The 22496-nt window shown below is 43.7% G+C and carries 15 protein-coding genes and 1 tRNA gene; 7 read left to right on the top strand and 9 right to left on the bottom strand.

The features are described from left to right. The first annotated feature begins 1 nt into the window (after window position 1). Both LDX50_RS04255 and LDX50_RS04250 read left to right on the top strand, forming a co-directional pair. Window positions 2-2386 carry an ABC transporter permease gene (locus LDX50_RS04255; RefSeq protein ID WP_225697168.1) on the top strand — a complete coding sequence of 795 codons (2385 nt, stop codon included), beginning with the start codon at window positions 2-4 and terminating at the stop codon, window positions 2384-2386. Between the two features lie 35 nt (window positions 2387-2421). Continuing rightward, entirely contained in the window at window positions 2422-3684 is a 1263-nt protein-coding gene (locus LDX50_RS04250) for a serine hydrolase domain-containing protein (RefSeq protein ID WP_225697167.1), read from the top strand. On the opposite strand, the gene LDX50_RS04245 is transcribed toward LDX50_RS04250, so the two are convergent. Continuing rightward, window positions 3681-4838 carry a porin gene (locus tag LDX50_RS04245; RefSeq protein WP_225697166.1) on the bottom strand — a complete coding sequence of 386 codons (1158 nt, stop codon included), beginning with the start codon at window positions 4836-4838 and terminating at the stop codon, window positions 3681-3683. The two genes, LDX50_RS04250 and LDX50_RS04245, sit on opposite strands and share 4 nt — an antisense overlap. Window positions 4839-4979: 141 nt before the next feature. Here LDX50_RS04245 and LDX50_RS04240 point away from each other — a divergent pair, with 141 nt between their 5' ends. After that, window positions 4980-6587: an aminopeptidase P family protein gene (locus LDX50_RS04240; RefSeq protein WP_225697165.1), complete on the top strand. Its 1608-nt coding sequence runs from the start codon at window positions 4980-4982 to the stop codon at window positions 6585-6587. Here the strand turns inward: LDX50_RS04240 and LDX50_RS04235 are convergent, their stop codons facing one another. From LDX50_RS04235 to LDX50_RS04205, 7 genes are all read right to left on the bottom strand, one after another. After that, window positions 6588-8078 (bottom strand): PH domain-containing protein, encoded by a 1491-nt coding sequence (locus tag LDX50_RS04235; RefSeq protein ID WP_225697164.1) that lies wholly within the window; start codon window positions 8076-8078, stop codon window positions 6588-6590. Then, complete coding sequence (locus LDX50_RS04230; protein WP_225697163.1) at window positions 8071-8577, bottom strand: PH domain-containing protein; 507 nt, start codon at window positions 8575-8577, stop codon at window positions 8071-8073. Before LDX50_RS04230 ends, LDX50_RS04235 begins: the two co-directional genes overlap by 8 nt. A 32-nt stretch (window positions 8578-8609) precedes the next feature. Continuing rightward, window positions 8610-9203, bottom strand: coding sequence for a hypothetical protein (locus LDX50_RS04225; protein WP_225697162.1), 594 nt, complete (start codon window positions 9201-9203; stop codon window positions 8610-8612). Between the two features lie 4 nt (window positions 9204-9207). Beyond that, window positions 9208-10053 (bottom strand): pirin family protein, encoded by an 846-nt coding sequence (locus LDX50_RS04220; protein WP_225697161.1) that lies wholly within the window; start codon window positions 10051-10053, stop codon window positions 9208-9210. Window positions 10054-10120: 67 nt separating this feature from the next. Then, the gene (locus tag LDX50_RS04215; RefSeq protein ID WP_225697160.1) at window positions 10121-11269 is read right to left on the bottom strand and encodes a YncE family protein; all 1149 of its coding nucleotides are present in this window, start codon (window positions 11267-11269) and stop codon (window positions 10121-10123) included. Window positions 11270-11275: 6 nt separating this feature from the next. Further along, window positions 11276-13252 (bottom strand): Ig-like domain-containing protein, encoded by a 1977-nt coding sequence (locus LDX50_RS04210; RefSeq protein ID WP_225697159.1) that lies wholly within the window; start codon window positions 13250-13252, stop codon window positions 11276-11278. A gap of 107 nt (window positions 13253-13359) precedes the next feature. Beyond that, on the bottom strand, window positions 13360-15795 hold the full coding sequence (locus tag LDX50_RS04205; RefSeq protein WP_225697158.1) for a TonB-dependent receptor: 2436 nt from the start codon (window positions 15793-15795) through the stop codon (window positions 13360-13362). Window positions 15796-16028: 233 nt separating this feature from the next. Here LDX50_RS04205 and LDX50_RS04200 point away from each other — a divergent pair. From LDX50_RS04200 to LDX50_RS04185, 4 genes are all read left to right on the top strand, one after another. Next, window positions 16029-16103, top strand: a tRNA-Pro gene (locus LDX50_RS04200). Between the two features lie 213 nt (window positions 16104-16316). Then, the gene (locus LDX50_RS04195) at window positions 16317-18908 is read left to right on the top strand and encodes a UvrD-helicase domain-containing protein (RefSeq protein WP_225697157.1); all 2592 of its coding nucleotides are present in this window, start codon (window positions 16317-16319) and stop codon (window positions 18906-18908) included. Window positions 18909-19295: 387 nt separating this feature from the next. Further along, window positions 19296-20042 carry a DUF6090 family protein gene (locus LDX50_RS04190; RefSeq protein WP_225697156.1) on the top strand — a complete coding sequence of 249 codons (747 nt, stop codon included), beginning with the start codon at window positions 19296-19298 and terminating at the stop codon, window positions 20040-20042. Between the two features lie 35 nt (window positions 20043-20077). Next, window positions 20078-20770, top strand: coding sequence for a DUF6090 family protein (locus tag LDX50_RS04185; protein ID WP_225697155.1), 693 nt, complete (start codon window positions 20078-20080; stop codon window positions 20768-20770). A 53-nt stretch (window positions 20771-20823) separates the two neighbouring features. Here the strand turns inward: LDX50_RS04185 and LDX50_RS04180 are convergent, their stop codons facing one another. Beyond that, on the bottom strand, window positions 20824-22461 hold the full coding sequence (locus LDX50_RS04180) for a carboxylesterase/lipase family protein (RefSeq protein WP_225697154.1): 1638 nt from the start codon (window positions 22459-22461) through the stop codon (window positions 20824-20826). Between the last annotated feature and the right edge of the window lie 35 nt (window positions 22462-22496).

Below are 22496 nucleotides of genomic sequence, written 5' to 3'. Positions count from 1 at the left end.
CATGCTTCGAAATTACCTGCTTATCACGCTTCGGAATTTTCGTAAAAAATTCCTCTATTCTGTAATCAATATTCTCGGACTAAGTATCGGCCTGGCGGCATTCTTTCTGATCCTTATCTGGGTACAGCAGGAATTGAGTTATGATGCTTATCACTCGGCATCGGACAGGATATACCGTACCAGTCTCGATTTCACATCCAATGGCGAAAAATATGAATCAGGAGTGGCTCCAACAGCATTGTTGCCGGCACTGTTACAGGAGCCTGCCGTTGAAAATTCCACATTGCTCTTCAAGCCCGGGGGTTTTCGTGATCCTGTTATAATTATTGATGGTGAATCTCATGCAGAAGCTAACCTGTACTATGGTGACAGTTCTCTGCTGGATGTGTTTGACATAGAGGTAATCTCGGGAAACAGATCGGCACTGCTTCGTCCGGACCAGGCGATGATATCTGAATCTGCAGCGATTCGTCTATTCGGAAATGACAGGCCGCTTGGAAGTTCCTTCAAAATGGATGGCATGGATTATGAAATTGCGGCTGTCTATAGGGACATGCCGCCTGCAAGTCATTTTCATGCTTCCATGTTTGTGCCATTTTTGTCTCATCCGCAATCTGCTCCGGATCGCCTTACCTGGGGAAGTGCAAACTATGCCATGTATGCAAAGCTCTTTCCGGGAAGTGATCCTGAATTCCTGACACAGCGGATCAATGATCGTATTCGGCAGGATTTTGGAGCCCAAATGGATGAAAGCAATTTTGTATCTGTAAATGTATTTCCGCTGCAGGATATTCATTTGAAAGCCGCACCGCAAACCGGTCTTGAGCCAGGTGGAAGCTATAGTTCCATTTACATCTTTGCTGCCGTAGGGCTGTTGATCCTGCTCATTGCCTGTATCAATTATATGAATCTGGCAACCGCACGTGCAACTGAACGTGCACGTGAAGTTGGCGTCAGGAAAGTGATGGGGGCTGTCAGGTCGCAGCTGATCCTTCAGTTTTTAAGTGAATCCTATGCATTTGTTATTTTCTCAGCAGGTATGGCAATCGGATTGATTTACTTCCTCCTGCCCGTTTTCAGCGATCTGGTAGGTTTTCAATACACATTCGATCTGATTTTTGCCCAACAGCTTCCGTACTGGTTACTGGGAATTGTATTGCTTATCGGATTTTTATCCGGAACCTACCCGGCGCTCGTTCTATCAGGATTTCAGCCTGAAAAAGTACTGCGGGCCACTGCCATCACAACCAATCAGGGTGCAAGCCTGCGAAGAACCCTCGTTGTTGTACAGTTTGTGATTACTGTTGCTCTGATTACCAGCACTCTTCTTATAAACCGCCAGCTTACCTATATTCAGGATAAGAATTTAGGATACAACAAGGAGGAGGTTTTGATGCTATCAAATAACCGGGCCTTGTCCGCCAACTTCGACTATGTTGCTAATCAGTTTCGGAATGTCCCCGGCGTGGAATCAGTGGCCAGGGGTTCTGAATCACCTGTATCGGTTATGGGAGGATATTCAATACATACTCCATCGATGGCTCAGGATGAATATTTGCTGGTGAAGGCCATTGCAGTGGATGAACACTACCTGGAAACTCTGGACATTGAAATCAATAATGGTCGTACTTTCAATAAAGGTGATTGGGAAATATTGGAGGACACTGTTTACAGCTTTATTCTGAACCAGAAGGCAGCAGAGGAATTTTTCTCGCCCGGAGAGGAGGTCGTCGGGACACCTGTTCTTCTGAATGGCCGAAGCGGGTTTGTGAGAGGAATTGCGAAGGATTTTCATATTGCGGGACTTCAGGAGGAAATTCAGCCTGTCGTTCTGTTCATGGAAGATCAGTTCAGTAAGGTTTTTGTGAAGGTTAAAACAGAAGATGTACAATCTGCCCTGGCCGGGCTTGGAAATATCTGGTCGGATGTTGCCCCGGACCAGCCCTTTGCATACACGTTTCTTAATCAGCAATACTCTGGACTTTACCAGGCTGAATTGAAGTTTGGAAAGATGATCGGTATATTTTCCGGCCTTGCTATTGTTCTTGCTTCGCTGGGTTTGATCGGACTTATTTCATTCCTTGCTGTGAAAAAATCGCGTGAGATTGGAATAAGAAAAGTACTTGGCGCAAGCATTCCGGATATATTGATGTTGCTGATGAAGGATTTCGCCCGCTTGATCCTGATTGCAATTTTGCTTGCCGGTCCGCTGTCCTATTTCATTATGCAGAAATGGTTTGAAAACTTTGCATACAGGGTGGATTTGAATATCTGGCCATTCATTTTGGGAGCGTTCATAGCTGTATTTATTGCCTTTTCCATGATATTTTTTCAGACGTATCGATCGGCAAGGGCTAATCCGGTAGACTCTATAAAGTCGGAATAATTGTAAGACATACAGGAGGTTTGTATATTCCTTCCATGAATCGAATTACACCTATTTTCATCATTGCGTTGATCGCATTATTGAGCGTCAGTGGCATGGCTCAGGACAAAGCGGCGCGTCTCGAACGAATTGATAAATTCGTACAATCCTACGTCGACAATGGCCGGTTAAACGGGGCCGTTGTACTTATTGAAAAGGACGGTCGACGCGTTTATGAAAAAACTTTCGGGTATAGAAATGTTGATTCGCGGGAGGCCATGAGCGAGGATGCAATTTTCAGGATTGCATCCATGACAAAGCCTGTCATTAGCGTCGCAGCGATGATTCTGTATGAAGAAGGTTTATTTTCACTTGATGACCCTGTTAGTAAGTTCATTCCGGAATTTACCAACCCCACAGTCGTTGATACCTATAATGAAAATGATACGACCTACACCGTACGTCCGGCCTCCAGGGAGATTACCGTTCGGGACCTTCTTTCCCATAGTTCCGGGTTGGGGTATGCCCAGATCGGTGACAGCAGGCAAAATGCCATATACTACAAGAACCGTATCAATGGTGGTATTGGAACACCATATAGCCCGCTATCGGAAATGATACCAAAACTGGCAAAACTTCCCCTTATGAATGATCCTGGGAGTGTGTTTTTATACGGACTGAACACCGACGTACTCGGCTATTTTGTGGAGGTGGTGAGTGGGCAACCGCTTGATGCTTTTATTAAAGAGCGAATCTTCGATCCACTGGGTATGAAAGACACCTACTTTTATTTGCCTGAAAGTCATAAATCAAGATTGGTTCCATTGTATAAATATGATGACAAACTCGCCGAACAGGATTCCCTGATTAATTTGAAAATGACGTTTCACAGGGACTATCCCCTTTATTCCGGTGAGTATTTTTCGGGAGGTGCGGGTTTGTCTTCAACCGCAGAGGATTACATGAAATTTGCCCGAATGCTCTTGCAGGAAGGAAAAGCAGGGGATACATGGATCCTGGCACCTCAAACCGTTCGTATGATGCATACCAATCAGATCGGTGATCACCTGATGTGGGGTGACGGGGAAATGGAAAGCAGGTTTGGCCTGGGCTTTGGCATATTTACACGTGCTGCATTTCGGGCCTATGGGATGCCCGAAGGCGCTTATGGCTGGTCGGGTATGTATGCCTCACATTTTTGGGTGGATCCTGCGAACAATGTCACCGTTGTGATCATGCGGAATATCTGGCCAACCCCAGATTGGGATCTTTCACAACGGATTGTTCCCGTAATTTACCAGGCTCTTACTGTCGACTAAAGTGATATATCCCATTGTATTCTGAAACGGAAGTCTTCGGGATTATCTGAAGAATTGTCGTCATAAATAAAACGCGTGAATTCCATCGTGAGCTTATTTCTGTGCTCATTGAAAAAGTGGTTGATCGCAAATCCAAATTCATGTCCCCTGACCTGCTCCAGTGAAGTATTCGGATCATAAAACGCATGCCTAAATGCGACTTCTGTTCCTTTTGGGATAAAATGAATCAATGGGTTGAGAAAGTATCCGATCATCACATAATTTCCGATCAAAGAGTTATTGCCACCATTTATTCTATCCTCGATGTATTTATGATGGAACTCCTGAGACCAGGAGAATCCCCTGTACATAAACGCGGTTTCAAACATCCACTGGTTGACCTCATATTGACCCGGAATCCCATCCTCGTATCCTTCCAGTGACCCACCACCGGATGAGGAAAATCGGGTGTACTGACTGATATTTGTGGCGCCGGCCAAGGCTACAAGACCCACCGGCTTGCTCCTCCTGTTTAAATCACTGTTGGTATATCCAAGCTCCCGGCCAAGGAAATTCCATTGAATACGCCCTGCATACATCAGGTGCTTATCGTCATTATTCACGGTTCCCCTGCCATTGCCGGTAAGAATAGAGATCCAGTAATTGAAATCTGAAATCTTTCCTTCATTCAGCCTTCCATAGAAAGCGATTCCCTGCTGCCGGTCGAGGGTAAAGGGTCTGTTCACGATCGAGCGATCCACCATTTGCTGTTGTCCTGAAGAAATGGAACGTTCCCTGCTATAATCAATCTTCCATTGCCCAACCTTTATTTTGAAAAAAGACCACTTTTCGATCATAATTCTGAAATCAAGTAAATTGTTTTGGGCAAGTTCATATTCGAAATAATAGCCCAGCCAGGGCTCAAATGCATTTCCCCCGATTTTTAACCGGGCTCTGTTGATCTTGAAAGTGGTTTGTGGATCCCTGTTAAAATCGTCAAAGTCGACAGGGTCCTGATCTCCCGGTGTGGAGAAACGGAATTGTAGACGAGACTGAATCTGAAGTTTGTATTTATTATCCTTCGTTTTGAATTGAAATCCCTTACTGGTATATTCAATATCAATCTTTTTGAGGGTGTCTGCTTTGTCCTGAGCATTGAGATTGCTGATCTTCAAAAAAGAACATATCAAAAGGAAAATAAGTACCCTGATAGATTGCATCTAAAATTCGCAGATTAATTACCTTTCGAATGAATTGATGAACGGTTTATGCTTCTCGAAAAGTCTAACTATTTTTATTATTCAAATTAAGAAACTATGCGCAAAATATTTATACTAATCCTGGTTTTAAGTTGGGGTTTGTCTGTGAGCCAGGATTATCCGGCCGATCAGCTCGATATCGAATTTCACAAAAAGAAACGGCTGGAAGTTATCAACAGGATGCCATCGAACAGTGTAGCTGTCATTTTCTCGAATCCGGTTCGCAACAGGGCTAATGATGTTGAATATATTTATCATCAGGATCCTGACTTCTATTATCTCACCGGTAACCCCGAGCCGCATTCTGTCCTGCTTCTTTTCTCAGAACCCTTTCAGGGCACACAGGAAATTCTTTTTGTTCAGCCCCATCATGCCCGCCAGGAACTCTATAACGGTCCGCGTCTGGGTGTTGAGGGTGCTAAAGAGAAATTAGGATTTAAGGTGGCCTATGAAAACACAGAATTCAAGGCCTTGCAGATTCCTTTTCAGGAATTCGACAGTGTTCTTTTCTTCGACTTTAAAAATGATGTGAGGGATGAAATTTATGCCAGCGGTGATTTGTATGATCTCATGAATCAGTTTAAGGCAAAGGCTGGAATTCCGCAGGATTATAATTCGATGATAGCAGGGATTTACGAAGAGATCCGAAATCTTGAGCCTGGAGAGCGCGAAGCATATAAGAAGCGCCTGGCCCAGATGTCTGAACAGATTCCATTGCTTCAGCAAAATGAGATTATCCAAAATTTCATCAAGGCTGAGGGTTCTCTGGAACAGGAAATAGTTGCAGGGAATATCCTTCCGTCCCCAAATAATTTCAATACTCAAAAAATCCAGCAAATTATGACTGATCTGCGGGAAATTAAGGAACCCCAGGAAATTGATCTTTTGCGCAAGGCTGTTTACATCTCCTGTATGGGACAGGTTGAAGTTATGAAGGCAATGCACCCGGGAATGTCGGAAACTGAAATCCAGGGAATACAGGAATATGTCTTTAAGAAATACGGGTCTGAATATGAAGGGTACCCAAGTATCGTAGGTGCTGGTCATAACGGATGTGTACTCCATTACATAAAGAACGATAAATTGAAAGTGGGGGATGAACTTGTACTAATGGACCTTGGAGCGGAATACCATGGTTATACTGCCGATGTTACCCGTACAATTCCGGCGAATGGAAAATTTACACCTGAACAAAAAGCCATTTATGACCTGGTCTACCAGGCGCAGGAAGAATCCTTTAAGATATGTAAACCCGGTGAAACCATTCGTGAAACAACCACCATCAGCCGTCAGGTGATTGCAGACGGACTTATCAAACTTGGTATCATTGCGGATGCGTCTGAAGTGGGCCGCTATTTTCCGCACGGTGTAAGCCACCACATCGGATTAGACGTGCACGACCGCGGGAACTACACCACCTTTGAGAAAGACATGGTACTCACCGTTGAACCCGGAATTTATATCCCCGAGAATAGTCCGTGTGATCCCAAATGGTGGGGCATTGCTGTACGAATTGAAGATGATGTACTGATCACCGAAGACGGGTACGAGCTGCTTACTGCCTTTGCTCCGCGCTCTACTAAGGAAATCGAAGCCATGATGGCTCAGCCAAGTATTTTTGACTCTTACAGTCTGCCTCCATTGGAGGATGCACTCAAGGACTGATCACATCCAGGAACCTTGGTAAGTTTCTGTTTTATAGAGCGTATAATCATGAATGAATGACGTGATCGGTTCAGGAAGGTAGCGTATCCCTACGGTTCCGGAAGCCGTATAGAAGCGGCAATTCGAAAGCTTTCTTCTTTTAAGAAAAATACTCTGATGAATCGCCATTGACTGTGCCTTATGGTACGGCAAAATGAATCGGCTTGGAAAAATCCAGCCTTTCCGGATGATGAGCAGTTCTTCCTGAATATCCACAGAAATACTTCGGGCGTACATGAAAGTTAAAAATATGATGGCCGGGGCTGCGAGCATGAATGAATATTCCAATGTCCCTCTGAGCAAATACATCCATCCAATCAGTCCGCCCACCAACAGAATGCTCACATATGTAGAAATTAAAACATAGGGAACAATGTTGGGGCGAATGATCGTTTTACCCTCTTGAATTGTTGATCCGAACACCAGATTTTCAAGGGCATCAGAATGATTTCTGTAGCATGCGGGGATTTCAATAATCTGTTTTTTAACTTCCTTCGCACTCTGCGCCTGTTTAATCTGGACACTTTCAAATCCCAGCAATTTGCGCAATGGATTGGAATGCCAAACCAGGTATTGTACTTTTTTTACGGGTATTCTGAATTCATTCTTTTTCAGCAGGCCGGAGGAAATTCCGATGATATTTTTGTCTAGCCACGCCCTGAATTCAAAAAAGCGAAGCACTGTTCTAACCAATGAAATAATAATTGAAACCACAATAAAAACGAGCACTCCGCCGAGAACCATGATGGTTCCCATCCGAATAATTTCCGGTAAATAATCCTTGATATCCGTACTTACATATTCCTCGAGGTAATCCTCAAAATACTGTGAATATTGATTGAAGTAACCAACCACAACAGCTATGGCAAGAAGACCGCTTTTTAAATGGTTTTCAGTGAAACCCACCTTAAAAAGGTCTGAAATGCTCAGACGCATGAGTTCTATTCTGGTTTCGTCCAGAATAGTTTCTTCGGTCACCTGGCTTTCCTCCCCGGCCTTTTCTGCTTCAAGAACTTTCTGAAAAGCCCTGGCCGTTGCAGAATCCAGCGCGGAGATTTCCAGTTCTTTCTTCTGTGATCCTGCAGAATCAATCTTCAGCCCTACAACCTGTAAAATTTGCTGAATGAAATTCTGATGAATATGCACCGACTGGATTCGATCGAAAGGAATGATCCGCTTCTCTTTGAAAATCACGCCCATATGGATGATGAGTTCGTCATCCCTGATCTGAAATGTAAAATTTTTATACTGCAGGTAGGAAATGGTCAATACCAGGAGCGTGAGCACAATCAATGCAAGCAGAAGGTAAAGTGATCCGTATTCGAATTTCCCGGAAACAACGAAAAGGGCGATTAAAATACTCACCATGGCGCGGCCATTCTTCAAAAAATAGACAACTACCCCCAGGAGACTTTGCCGCTGCGGTTTCGTGAAATCAATCTGTTTATTCATCTGCGGCAGTTTTTCTGGCAACATATTCACGCAATCGAACGGCTTCTTCATAGGGAAGACCGGGGATGGTAAGATCTGAACCCGAACCCCCCGCAGTATACAGATTTAAGGAGGCGAGCGAAAAAGCCCTGTCAAGTGGCCCCTGATCAATTTCACTGTGTTGGATGCGATTGAATGGAACCGAGGTAACAGAATGAAAAATCCAGCCTTTCCGATATGTGATGTCTTTTTCACGTAAAGCATAGGCACGTTTTGGAAATTCCTTGAACACAATTAAAACCGAAAAAGAGAAGAGCAAAGTCCACGCAACGAATGAAAGAATCACAACCAACATGTTGCCAGTAAAAATCAATGCGACCGGTCCTGCAAGCAAAATGACGAAAACGATGAGCCGGATGATCAGTTTCTTTTTCCGGAAGCGAACCGGATGATCATGAAAAACCGCATCCTGAATCTCCGGCAATTCCTCAGGTGCAATGGGATTATTCTCAAATGTCATGCTGTTTCAGGGATTAATATTCCCTGAAATTACTAAAGTGCAGCTAATTTTTCAGGATAATCGGCATTATCCAAATCCGTTACCGTTAAATCAGGTATTTCATTTATTAATACATTTGCCGCATGTTGCAATTCATGTATCATTTGCTCCTTACCAGGTCCGAAAGCTTCCAGCCCGAATGAGTAATAAATATTTTTCCCAATAGAGATCCTGGAATATTCAATCTGACAGCCTGCAGATCCGGGAGGAAGGGATGACGTTACATCGTTCGTATCGGCCGATGTATACCGTAATATTCGTTCTTTCTGAATTTCAATGACATCTGTTTTTTCCGGGAATAAGCCTGCCGGGGGCAACTGAAGCAGTTCGTAGCTCCATTTTTTCCAGAAGCAGGCATTCCCCGGGAGTGCAGCAAGCGGATTTATTCCCTGTTCACCCCGCAATTTAAATTCAAGCCGTCCTTCTCTTACTTTGACTGAAAATTGAGGACTGTTGGTTTTTAAATATTCATCCGTTCTGTCCCAGTGGCCTGTTAATTTTGCCGAGTGTTCACTAAACCAGTATTCAATCTGACCGATCGGATTGCGGGCGAACCATCTGAGTTCATAGCTTAGAAAAACATGCATGATACTAACTCCAGGTACCTAATTTCCCTGCTTCATAATCCTTAAATGCCTGCTGAATCTCCTGTTCACTGTTCATTACAAAAGGTCCGTATGCTACGATAGGTTCATTTAACGGAAGCCCATGTCCAATAATTAACTTGCTCTCTTCTTCTGCATGAACACGAATGATCCCATCATTGCGATCAAACGTGACAAGATCAAGTTTACGCGCGCCATCCCCATTCACAACTACCTCTCCGCGAACAACATAGAAAAGAGTTTCATGACCTTCGGGGATAGCAATTTCAAAGTCACCCCCTTCATGAATGTCTACGGTCATCATGGTCAGGTTCGTTGGTGAATCCATCGGGCCTGTGATGCCCTCAACCGTCCCGGAAATCAGGTGAATGGTGTAATCATCCCGCTCAATATGGATCAACTTGTCCTTTTCAAATCCCTTATAATCGGGAGGTGTCATTTTGAGTGAAGACGGCAGGTTCATCCAAAGCTGGATTATTTCCAGTGGACCCCCCTTCTCTGTAAATTCTTTTGACGATTGTTCTGAATGTATAAGCCCGCTTCCGGCAGTCATCCATTGTACGCCGCCCTCATGAATCACACTTTTGAAACCACTGGAATCCCAATGAACGATATCCCCGTCGAAGATGAACGTTAATGTTTCAAACCCGCGATGAGGGTGTGGCCCGAAAGGTAAACCGTTGTTATGCGGTTTGTAGGTCTGAGGACCGTGGTGATTAAGGAATAGAAAGGGGTCCAGGTGCTGGATTTTCTGGGTAGGCATTGCACGGAAGGTGGTCAGATCACCCATATGAGCTGGTACGGCGCGATATACAGATTTAATCTCTTTCATGTTTAAACATATATTTGATTCATAAAAACGGCCGGCAATACAATTTGTTTACCGGCCGTTGTACTGATTACATCTGGTTCTCAATTTTCCAGAAGGCAATACCGCCTGCCTGTTTTCCCAGGTGTGCGGTTGAGACAAGTTTCAATTCCTTCAGGTCAAAAACATCGACCGCGCCGGGATCATCGCCGATCCCCTCAACAGATACAAATGCGTAACGGTTATCGGGTGACATCGCAATTCCATGACTAACTTTTTGTGTATTTGGAAGTCTTGCCAGCTCCTTCCCGGTTTCCAGGTCCCAGATCCCTGTCATGGCGTCTGACTTATACGTGACAACCATGTATTTACCATTGGGAGATATCTCAACATTGTACGGGCCCTTTCCGGTTGGAAAACGTTTGGATACCGACCAGGTTTTCAAATCTACCTCAAGGACTTCTTCATTTCCATTGGCAGCGACATACACCTTATCTCCTGACGGAGCCGGGATCACCCAGGTTGGCTTTATTTTGGAATGCTTCATGCCTTCATGGCCCATAGCGGCATGATCCATTTTACTGTGGTCCATGTTTGCGTGATCCATTTTGCTATGGTCCATTGATTTCATGTCGTAGTCTTCAGCCGCTTTATCAAGGTCCAATACCCGTGATACTTCAAGGCTGACAGTATTGATTTCGAACAGTTCTCCCGACATCATCGCCACTGAATAATGCTTCATGCCATCCGGCGAAATGCGTGATCCATGCGGCATAGTGCCCGTAGTAATCTTCTTGAGCTCTGTCATTGTAACAGGATCCACCACTGATACCGAACTGGGCACCATATCGCCGTGCAAATTAAAATTCACACAGTACAGCAGACCAGTTGCCGGACTTATTTGCATGGATGCCGGGAAGATACCCAGCTTTGTCTCACCCACTACTTCATTCGTCTCCGTAGAAAACTTATAAAGCGTTCCGTAAGGATTTCCGTGCGCCAGGCTCAGGTACCAATACTTTCCATCGGGGCTCACAGTAATCCCGTGCGGGCCCTCATTTTCAGCAGGCCAGATACCAACAGGAATTCGCTTTACTGTTTCGGCGGTTTGACCGTCAAATTTGACCAGTGCTACTTCATCCTCTGATTCTGCCGCAACATACACGTAGTAATCCTGCGCCTGGAGCTGCAATATTGCAGCGAGGGTAAATAACAGGGTTACAATTCCTTTACTTTTCATGGTTGTTTATTTGGTTTCGACGTTCACGTCTTTTGGTTTCTCTGGCTCAAGTTTTGCAGCCCATAATCCACTATTCCAGTCGGAATAGAACACATGACCTTTATGCAGCTGTGCACCCCATGTGAAGGGAGCATTCGGGATATAACCATTCGGATCTGATGGTAGGATCCAGGCAATTTCACGGCCCTGGTTGTAGAGGTCACCCATCAGTTCGCCACTGATATCCACTACACGAACACCACCATTGTAATAGGCAACATACAGCAGATCTCCGTCCACCCAATAATTATGGGATCCGGCACCGGGGACTTCATAACGGGCAATTTCGTCAGGGTTGTCAATATCCGTGAAATCCACGAAATGAAGAAATCCTCCCGCGACGTTATCGCTGTTCACATCCAGACCATACGGGAAAATCTCATCCCCAAGAATCGCGTAAAACTTATCGGTCGACTGGCTGTGGAACGGAAAGGTAGCATGGTGTGCACCGCTTGGATATTCGTAATGACCAAAGGCCACGGGGTTTTCAAATGAACCTCCTGCAATGCCATTTCCTACATCCACCATATACACACCATCAGACCAGTTTGAGCTGTAGGCGATACCATTTTCCACCCAAACATCATGAATGGCATGACCCGGCGTATCCAGTTCAAATTTGCTTACGATATAAGGCTTTGTGGGATCTTCAATATTGATAATGTAGTATTTTTCACCGTTGCTGAGGGCAAAGACATGATTCTGATAAATGAACAGGTTATGAACACCGCCGGTCAGATTTTCTGTAAATGTGGATATGATACTCACATCTTTCGGATTAGTAACATCGATGATGACAATGCCATTTTTCCGGTTCGAGGCACCTTCACGACTGATGATACATATTTTTCCGTCTTCCGAGATCTTTACATCATTGACAGTTCGGGCATCCACCTGCACGCTATCGACCTTGGTTATATTGGCAGGATCAGTAACGTCCCAGAAGTACGCAGTGCCATCAGCACCCCATGTTCCGGTTACTGCATAGTCACGTCCATCAACACCTTCCCAAACCCATAAGTCTGAAGTATGCTTGGTATCAACCGTTCCATGACCAACCAGGTCAATTTTGCGCTGAACATTTCTTGGAAGAATCTTTACTGTTTTCTGTGCCGCATACGGACCAGAAGTGGCGGTGATGGTATAGATGCCGGGTTCATTGGCAACAAATCTGCCATCATTTTTAATGAGTCCTGATGCACTGGAACTCACGTCGTCCGCAACTCCCGCAAATGTGTAGGTTACAGGAGCATCACTTACCGTGGCTCCTTTTTTGTCGATGGCTTTGGCATTGAAGTGAAACACGTCACCAGTACGTGCCTGGTCCATCGCTGAGCTAAGTTCAATTTTCGCTACAGGATTTTCAACCACCTGAATGTTCACAGTGCTGGTAATATCATTTACCTGTGCAGTGATTACGGCTTTGCCCGGGGTCGAGGCATAGATATTGGCAAATGCATCCGGATTTGCAACGGATGTATTGGAGGAGGTAAGCTTTACTTCCACATCTTCCCTTTTCATATCCATGGCATCCATTACCGTAACTTTTGCCGGGAATGTAGTTCCTGCATAAATTTTATCCGGAATCTCTTCTATCACAATCTTGGCAATGGGTGGATAATCAACAACGATATCCAGATCTGTTCTTAGGAAATTTCCATCTTCACTGGGACTCACCACAATGATCCGGTGATTTCCGGGGGCGTGTGCCATTATTTTTCCGGTAGAATCCACTTCAACCGACCGGGCATCAAAGGAGTAATATGCCAGGGTTCTTCCGCTTACAGGCTTGTTATCTTTATCGACAACTTTTGCCTTGAGCTGGACAGATTCTCCGACTTTCATTTTAGGAGCTTCAGGTTCCACAGTGATCTTCAGATCCTGCGCTATAATGGTTGAAGCAGCCATTACAAGGAATGCTAATAGAAAAGACTTTAATTTCATGATTTGATTGTTGGGTGAACCATGAAATTACGCAATGAGGTTCACAAAGACAATATGTATACAGATACTAGTGGTTTGCCATGTGAAATTGCTTGCCGGCTGTCATGCTAAAACCTGTACGAGAAGCTGGCAATAAAATTAATTCCGGCTCCTGCCATTCCCGAACTGTAGGGCCGGTATCGCTGATTGGTAATGTTTTCAATTCCGCCCGTACATATGATTCGGCTGGAGATATTAAAAAGACCCTTCAGGTTGAGTGTGTACCATCCCGGTGCATATGGATTTCCATCCTGGTCCTCAGCGTAGAGGTAGGGCTTGCCAATTTCTTCCTCCGGCATGTTGTTGAATCCTCTCGTTCCGGCATAGGTTGAATAAAGTTGAATTTCCATCAATCCCCGCTGATAGGTTATCCTGGAAATTCCGAAAAACGGAGCGGCATGACGCGACGGACTTGTGCTTCCATCTTCAAGTTCTTCTTCACCCTTCTGGTAATTCAATTGTGTTGAAATGGAAATATTTTGCAACAGTTTTATTTCAAACCCAGCCTGAAATCCGTAAACACGTGCGCTGGCGGCATTCTGAACCGCCTGCACCTGGCTGAGAGTTCCGTCATATTCAATCGAATCCTGGCCATTCAGTTGGAAATCACGTCTCACCATTGCGTTGTCGAGGTACGTATAGAACGCTGTGAAATCCAGCTTCAGAAAATCCCCGAAAACTTTTGAGGCACCTATTTCAGCATTGTAGGCATATTCAGGTTTCAGATTCGGGTTTGGTACAACCACCGACCCCGGTTCAGAGTCAAATATTTTACCGATATCATCCACATTCGGGGCCCGGAATCCGGTCGATAAATTGCCCCTCAGGGTAAATGAAGAAGTTGGTTGATATGCCAGTCCGGCACTTCCCGTTAAGGAACCGTTGTTCAGCGTTGATTCGGAAAATGGCAGCGGAATGAATTCCGAATTATTGGAAAAATCTGATTCCAGTTTAAACTGGTTAAACCGGAGGCCGGTCTGAAGATTCAGGGTGGGAGTGAGGTCATGCTGAAGTAGTGCATAGGCTGCCAGTGAGATCCATCTGGAATCCGGATAGCGGGATGAAACGGTGAATTCCGACCCATTTTCAATATTCTGTCCCATCCCGGAAGAAGTAACATTATTGAGTACAAATTCTACTCCGTAATTAATAATCGATCCATTATTCAGGTGTTTGGAATAGTCGATATTAGCGCCCCAGGCATCCACATTTTCTGTACGCGTATTCCTTATTTCGTCATTGAAATTCCTGTTAATTCTACTTTCTTCGAAGCGCTGAAAATAGATTTGCGCCACCATCTGATCATAAATCCCGGAGTTTCGCCGGTTAACAAACCGGAGCTGATGGAGATCCCATTTCTGTGGTCCGTATTTCCATTCCGCACTTCTGGGCAGGCCATTTCGTGTTTCGATAAGACGGTCATAGCGGTCATATTCCGACAGCCGGGAAAAGTGGAAGGCGTATTGAATGTCCCAGTTTTCTGAAGGTTTGAAACGGAATTTTTGCATCAGGTTGGTTTGATGATATCCGCTGGGTGTCTGAAGACGAGGCTCCGGGTTATCCACCACGATATCCTCGTTGCCCCTGCGTTCGACAAAGAACGGGCGGAGATAGGAATCCGGACCGTGAGCACCCATGCGCAGGTCATCGAAATCGGTAAAGGTAAAGCTGGTGATCGAGGCCCATTTCTTCCTTCCAGCATTCAGGTGGCCGTGAATTGTTTTTTCCTGGTTGGCCGATGCGTAGCGCGTCATGACATTTCCGGAAACAAGGGTTTTGCTATCCACTGCATATCGCGCCTCGCGTGTCCTGAAACTCATTACCGCGCCGATGGCATCGCTGCCGTACATAACCGATCCCGGCCCGAAAAGTATTTCAGTTGATTCCATTGCCAGCGCATCCAGCGATATGACATTTTGCAGATTTCCACTACGGAAAATGGCAGTATTCATCCGGATGCCGTCTACAGCATAGAGAAGCCGGTTCGCAGAAAACCCGCGTATCATCGGGCTTCCTCCGCCTTGCTGACTTTTCTGAATGAATACCTCTCCGGAGGTGCCCAGCATATCTGCAGCGGTTTGAGGATTCTGAAGCTGCAAATCCTTTGAGGCAAGAGAGGTGACTTTCTGCGGAATATTGGAAGTGGTCTGGTTCCATCGTGTGGCGGAAATAACAACTTGCTCCAGGGCGAGGCGGGATGGTTTCAGCATGACAGTAAATCCTGCAAGTCTGAGTTCCTGGGTGGTAATTATTTGTTGTTCATATCCGATCAGGCGAAAAGCTACTTCGGTTTCCTCCGAGGGCAGGTTGATCAGTGCCTGTCCGTGGCCGTCTGAAATAGAATAATACCGGGAATCCGGGGCGAAAATTACCACACCCTCAAGGGGGATACCTGTTTCGCTGTCTTTGATGGTAATCAGCATTTGAGCGGAAGCCGCATTTAAAAGCTGACTGATGAAAAGTATCAGTACGAGGAAATATTTTCTATATAAATCTTTTGACAAGCGAATTCCCAATTAATTATGCCGGATAAATAAACCAGGTCAAAATTACAGAGGATGCACCAGAATCCCACTGAATTTACATGACCGGAGGCAGTGTTCGGTGGATTTGCCTTTTTGGGTTTACTGCATTGTAAGTTTCCGTCTAGAGAAATGATTTCAGTCCGATACATGCTTAAAATTTGATCCGAGTGTTATTCTATTGGTGAAAAGTTCTTAATATTGCAGTCCGTTTACGGGATGTGGCGCAGTCCGGTTAGCGCACCACGTTAGGGACGTGGGGGCCGCTGGTTCGAATCCAGTCATCCCGACTCCGCCCTCCGAAGCTGCATCGCAGCGAAGGAGGGCTTTTTTTATTTAGAATTCTCTGGTGAAATAGAAATGATTCTAAATAGAATAAAATCGATTATCAAAAATAATTTTGCTAAAAATACTGGGATTCAGTTGCCCGATCGATAACCTAAACACCTACAAAATGCAGGGATTATCCATAGTGTTTTAGTAAAACTGCTAAGCAATAACCAATGCTTGAACTGCTCACATATTTAACTGTGATCGCTTTACTATCTGGTGGAGTACTTTACATTCGACACAGATATATAAACAGAGTTGAATACCGCAAAAGACGTACGGAATTACTCTTATCTCGCTTGACCCACGCTATAAGTGCAAATGATTCTCTTGAAGGCTATCTCACCTTTGGGCATGGTTATTTTTCTTTCACTGAAATGTCCAAATGGAAAGAAAGTAATAAGCAGCTATTCTCGGAGCTTAAAAGGATAAACCTGAAACAAGTGGATGTATCTATCGAGCGTTTTCGAGTTGTCGAGAAGTTTCGAGATTCTTACTTAAATGTCGAATCAATTCGTGAAGAAAGAAATGAAAAATATATTGAAAATGAATTAAAGGAATACTCTGAGATTTTTGATGATGTAGAAGGAAGAAGTCTCGACCCGCAACAAAGAAATACCATAGTCTATGATGAGGATAATAATCTTGTTATTGCAGGAGCTGGTTCTGGTAAAACCAGTTGTATTGTAGGAAAAATAAAGTATCTAAATCAAAGGTTTGACATTCTACCAAATGAAATACTGTTAATCAGCTTTACCACTAAATCAACTAATGATCTAGCGAACAGGGTCAATCTCAAAGGAATCCAAGCAAAGACATTTCACAAATTTGGGTTAGATGTGGTCACGGAAGTAACTGGTAAAAAACCCTCAATCTTCGATGAGAGGTCTTTCCCTAGAATTATTCGCCAAGTATTTACTGATCAATTGAAAGATAGTGGTTATCTAGAATTGCTTGTTGACTTCTTTGCTGACTTCCTTAGGGAACCAAAATCAGAAATGGATATTGAAACCTTTGAAGAGTATATTGATGAGGCGAAAAGTGATTCAACACTTACGTATAAAATTCCAGTAGGCGATGATCTCAGGACAGCTAGAGGGGAGCGAGTAAAAAGCTCTGAAGAGGCGCGTATCGCTAACTTCCTTCTTTTTAATGGGATAGATTATGAATATGAAAAACCATATAAGTTTGTTACAGCAACAAAAAAACACCAACAGTACAAACCAGATTTTACGATAGTTCAAGAGGAAAAGGTATTGTATTTAGAGCATTTAGGCATATCTCGTGAAGGAGATGTGCCAAAGCATTTTGCAAAAGAAGGGCAGTCGTATGAAGAGGCTAAACAAGCGTATGGTGATAAAATAAAGTTTGCACGAGAAGAACACGAGAAGAACAAAACTGTATTGATTGAGACTTACAGTCATGAGTTTCAAGAAGGAATTGTATATGAAGAGTTAACACGAAAGCTAGAAGAGCATAGCTTAGTAATGAAACCGCTTTCCACAGCCGAAAAGTGGGAAATAATTCAAGCATGCTCAGAAGATGAGATTGAGGGGGTTCTTGAAGTAATCCAAACCTTTATTGCTCTATTAAAATCTAATAACAACAGTTTTGAATCACTACGGAGTAAGAACAAGAAGCTTGCTACTAAATCAGCCAGACGACGAAATGAATTATTTCTTAATCTGATTGAACCAATATATAATCGATACCAACAGTATCTTAGAGAACATGAAGAGATCGACTTCAGTGACATGATTAATCTTGCCACGACATATTTGGAGGAAGGACGATATAAGACAAATTTCCGCTACATAGTCATTGATGAATTCCAAGACATCTCCTTTGGCAGATATAAATTGGTTAAAGCCATCAAAGAACAAAATAGGAACACTCGACTTTTCTGTGTAGGTGATGATTGGCAATCAATCTATAGATTTAGCGGCAGTGATATTTCATTGTTTAGCCACTTTGATAAATACTTTGGCCACTCTAAAATATTAAGGATTGAAACCACTTATCGATTCTCTAACCCTGTCTTAAATCTTTCCAGTAGTTTCATTCAGAAGAATCCTAATCAGAGCAAAAAGCAATTAAAGTGCTTCAATATTTCTATAGAGACGGATTTTGAGATTAAGTATTCAAATGAATCGAATGTAGTCGATGTATTAATTCAAGTCTTTGAAGAGATAATGTCAAGAATGGCAGGTGATAAACCTAGCATTTTGATATTAGGTAGGTATAATCATGAAATTGGTTCAATAATGCAGGACTATAGAATAAAGGTAAACGTAAGGAATGGGACAATTAACTATAAAGAACTAAATGCACAATTTATGTCAATACATAAGTCTAAGGGACTTCAAGCGGATTATGTAATTGTTTTGAATTGTAATAGTGGTAAGTGGGGGTTTCCTTCAGAGCGGGCTGATGATTCTATTTTGAATCTGCTATTGAGTAAGTCTGATCAATACGAGAATGGTGAGGAAAGACGTCTCTTCTATGTTGCACTGACTAGAGCTAAGAAAAAAGTCTATCTGATTGCAGATAAAATGTTGAAGTCAAAATTCATCACGGAAATTGAAGGATCAAAGCAGGATATAAACAAGAGATGTCCGAGATGCAAAAAAGGGGATTTAATCCTGAGATCAGGATATACAAAAGGCAAAAAATGGGGCTTTTATGGCTGTAGTAATTACCAATTTGGTTGTGACTACCAATCGGATTTCTTGAGAAATGATGAATTGATGAATACAAGTTCCTAAATCCATATTGTGTTATTTGTATATCTAGTTCAACCACCATAAAAGACTCCTCATTGTCCCTTGTGACGTGACCTTAGCTTCAGGGAACCTCCCCCCCCTTGGATCGCCGACTCCGCCCTCCGAAGCTGCAACGCAGCGAAGGAGGGCTTTTTTATTTAGATTGCTGCATTGAAATTAGGGCTTCATTGAAGCGGGCCAGTAACAACATACAGGATACCTTTACAGTATGAGCAAACAGGATACGGGATACTTTACAGTACGAGGATACGGGATACAGGATACAGTGTTATGAACCCCAGCCTTACTCTGTTTCAAAAAAAATACTACATTTAGGAATCATCCCCACCGGCCGGATTAATAAAAACGGATTAACCACAGGAAGGTCATATGATTAAATTCTTAGGAAGGATTCGCTATAAGCTTATGGAGAAAAATAAAATCGGGCAATATCTCAAATATGCCGTTGGCGAAATAATCCTGGTGGTCATCGGTATCTTACTGGCACTTCAAATTAATAACTGGAACAATGAAAAGAATAACCGGATAGAATCGGAAAGATTTATGGACCGGCTGCTTAAAGAAGTCCGCTATAATATTGAAGCCACAAACCGGGAGATTGACAGGGAGAAAGACCAGATCGGCAGCACTGTAGCGATACTTGATATGTTCAATACGGATGCTTCAAAACGTCAATCACGAACCCTGGACAGCATGCTTTTCATATGTATTGGCAAGAATCAGATTGAGCTGAAGTTAAGTACATTGAATGAAGGACTTAATACAGGGAGTATTGCATTGATACCTTCAGATTCATTGCGTACGCTGCTGTACGGACTGCAAACACTGGTCGATGAAATAAAGCACATGGAAGAAATCAATGCGGAGGATATTGACAATAACCTTACTCCTTTTTTATATGAGCACCTGAACTGGCGTACAATGGATGCTGAATTTTCGGAGTACAGTGATGAATCAGGAAATACCGCATTTCCGGAACATGATAATCTGAATGTGTTGCAATACATGCTTTTTGAAAATCTGATCGACAATCGTTTTTATAATTCCAAAGAACAATTGGAGGAATATGAAAACTTTAAGAATACGCTCGAACTTTTGGAACAGATGCTTGAATGATGTTCAATTTCTTCAGAAAACTACGCTTCGCACTTATGGATAAAAAAAGCACCGGGCAATATATCAAGTATGCTGTGGGGGAGATCCTCCTGGTTGTAATCGGGATTTTAATAGCGCTTCAAATCAATAACTGGAATGAGAGCAGGAAGGAAACCCTCGCGTTGCAGACTCTTACTGAAAATCTTAAAAATGAATTCCTGAATAATTTGAAGCAGCTGGAAATCGACAAAGCTCGTCTTACTGTTAAAATATCCGCTGCCAGTAACATATTGAAATTCACCGGAGGCATTCCGGGTTCTGCAGAGAACCTGCAAATGGATAGTTTGTTGTTTTATGCTATTGATAATCCCACCTGGAATCCAAGCTCCTATGTGCTGAATGATATTAAGAATGCCGGGAAATTGTCGGCATTGAAGAATGAAGAACTGAAACTGCTTCTGTATAAATGGGAACGGCTGTATGAGGATATGCTCGAGTGGCATATTTTACTGGAGGGAACCGGTCGCACACTCATGGAAGTCCTGTATGAAAGCGGTTCCACCGTGAATATCGATCATTTCAAAGCACGTCATACCTCAAAATTTTCTGTAGATAACCTGGAATTACTTCAGAATTTACAGTTTGAAAACGTGCTGGAGGATAACTTGTATGCGGCCCGCCAACTGGATGAAAAATATGGAGAGGCGATGAACCTTCTAAATGAAATAATTGAAGCATCCGGAAAGTAACGATGTTACCAATACATCAGAATGACCGGATGCTCCAAACTTGAAATTTTTAACTAGTCTTTGTTGCCATATGCTTTATCGAGAAACTGATATCTGGCATCATTTTCGGCCAAAATCTGCTTACTTGTTGTATCAATCACCATGACCGGGGGTGTTTTGTCATTGGTCTTTGCCACATCCCATTGAGGTAATTCATCTCCATTCGGATTGCCGGTCTTGATAAAATTGGCAAAGTAATTCTGCATCGTTTCACTCACCTTAAAGTCCTCAGGTGTCCACGCATAGTCTTCAACCAAATGCAGGTTACCCATGCAATATTCAATTTCACAGGCATGGGGTGCCCCAATCGGTTCAGGCATCTGGGGTGCGTCTGAGTCTCTTCTTACCGTACCGCCGGCAAGTCCGGATGCGAGGTTCTTATCCCGCAGCGGAGGTCTCAGTTTACTGTACAAATACCGGTAAACGGGCTGATTGCTGTTGTCACGATGCAGATCGAACCACTTCCAGGTACTGTAGGCGATGAAACGGTCCGATGCCAGGTCAGTGGCTGAATATTCAATTTCCTTCGTGCTGCTGTGGGGGTAGAGTTTCAAAACCTCCTGGTATTCCTCAGGGTATAACTGTTTTACCTTGGCAATATAATTCTCCTCGGTATACGGTTGTCCCTGCATCAGCGCTATACCGGGAATTTCAGCTGAATTCCAGCCAACGAGCAGAGGAACCTGGGCCTGTTCCTTATTTTCAAAGATTTCAGGGAGCGATTTTGGGAGGAAATATCCGTCGATTACCGCCGGAAAACCAAACCTCCCCGACTCATTATAAATTTCATACACATCGCGCGTACTCAGTTTCCGAAGTTCGGCAACCGTTGGATAACCCGCCTTTGTCGCAAATTCCAAACCGATTTTTTCGGCTTCGGCCAGGGGTATGGCTGTCATGGTAGGATTGATGCCGGCCCCGCTTTCACCTATTGCCCCTGCAATCAGGTCTTTGGAGAGTGGGGAAGCCATTTGCTGACTAACACCAATCGAACCGGCAGACTCACCTGCGATCGTTACTTTGGACGGGTCTCCTCCAAAGGCGGCAATATTTTGCTGTACCCATTTCAAGGCCGCATGCTGATCGAGCAAGCCGTAATTTCCTGATGAACCATAGGGTGCTTCCGCACTTAATTCAGGATGTGCGAAGAAACCGAATATGTTCAGACGGTAATTGGTAGTTACCACGACGATTCCCTTTTTGGCCATACTTTCTCCGTCATAGCGATATTCCGAAGCATCTCCTGCTACGTTACCTCCTCCAAAAAAGTATACAAGAACGGGGAGGTCCTTTGTATTGCGTGTTGCCGGGGTCCAGATATTCAGATACAGGCAATCCTCACTTACCCCGTTAGAACGGGATTTCATGTCACCAAAAACCATGGTCTGCATCGGGCGCGGCCCGAACTTCTTTGTTTCCTTCACCCCTTCCCAGTTATCGAGTGGCTGAGGGGCTTTCCAGCGTAAATCTCCTACAGGCGGTTTGGCGAAAGGAACACCGAGATAGGTCTGAATTCCGGTGATTGTATTGTAATTACCTTCAATAATGCCATTTTCCACTTTTGCCTGAACCGGAAAAGCATCTTTGTCCTGGCTTGTTACAACTGAGTTTATCATGAGGAGTAATGCGATGAATAAGAGGGGCGTTTTCATTGGAATTCGATTAAGTAGTATCTATTGTCTCACTT

This window comes from Fulvivirga sedimenti, assembly GCF_020328055.1.
This window is presented reverse-complemented; position numbering and strand designations above follow the sequence as displayed.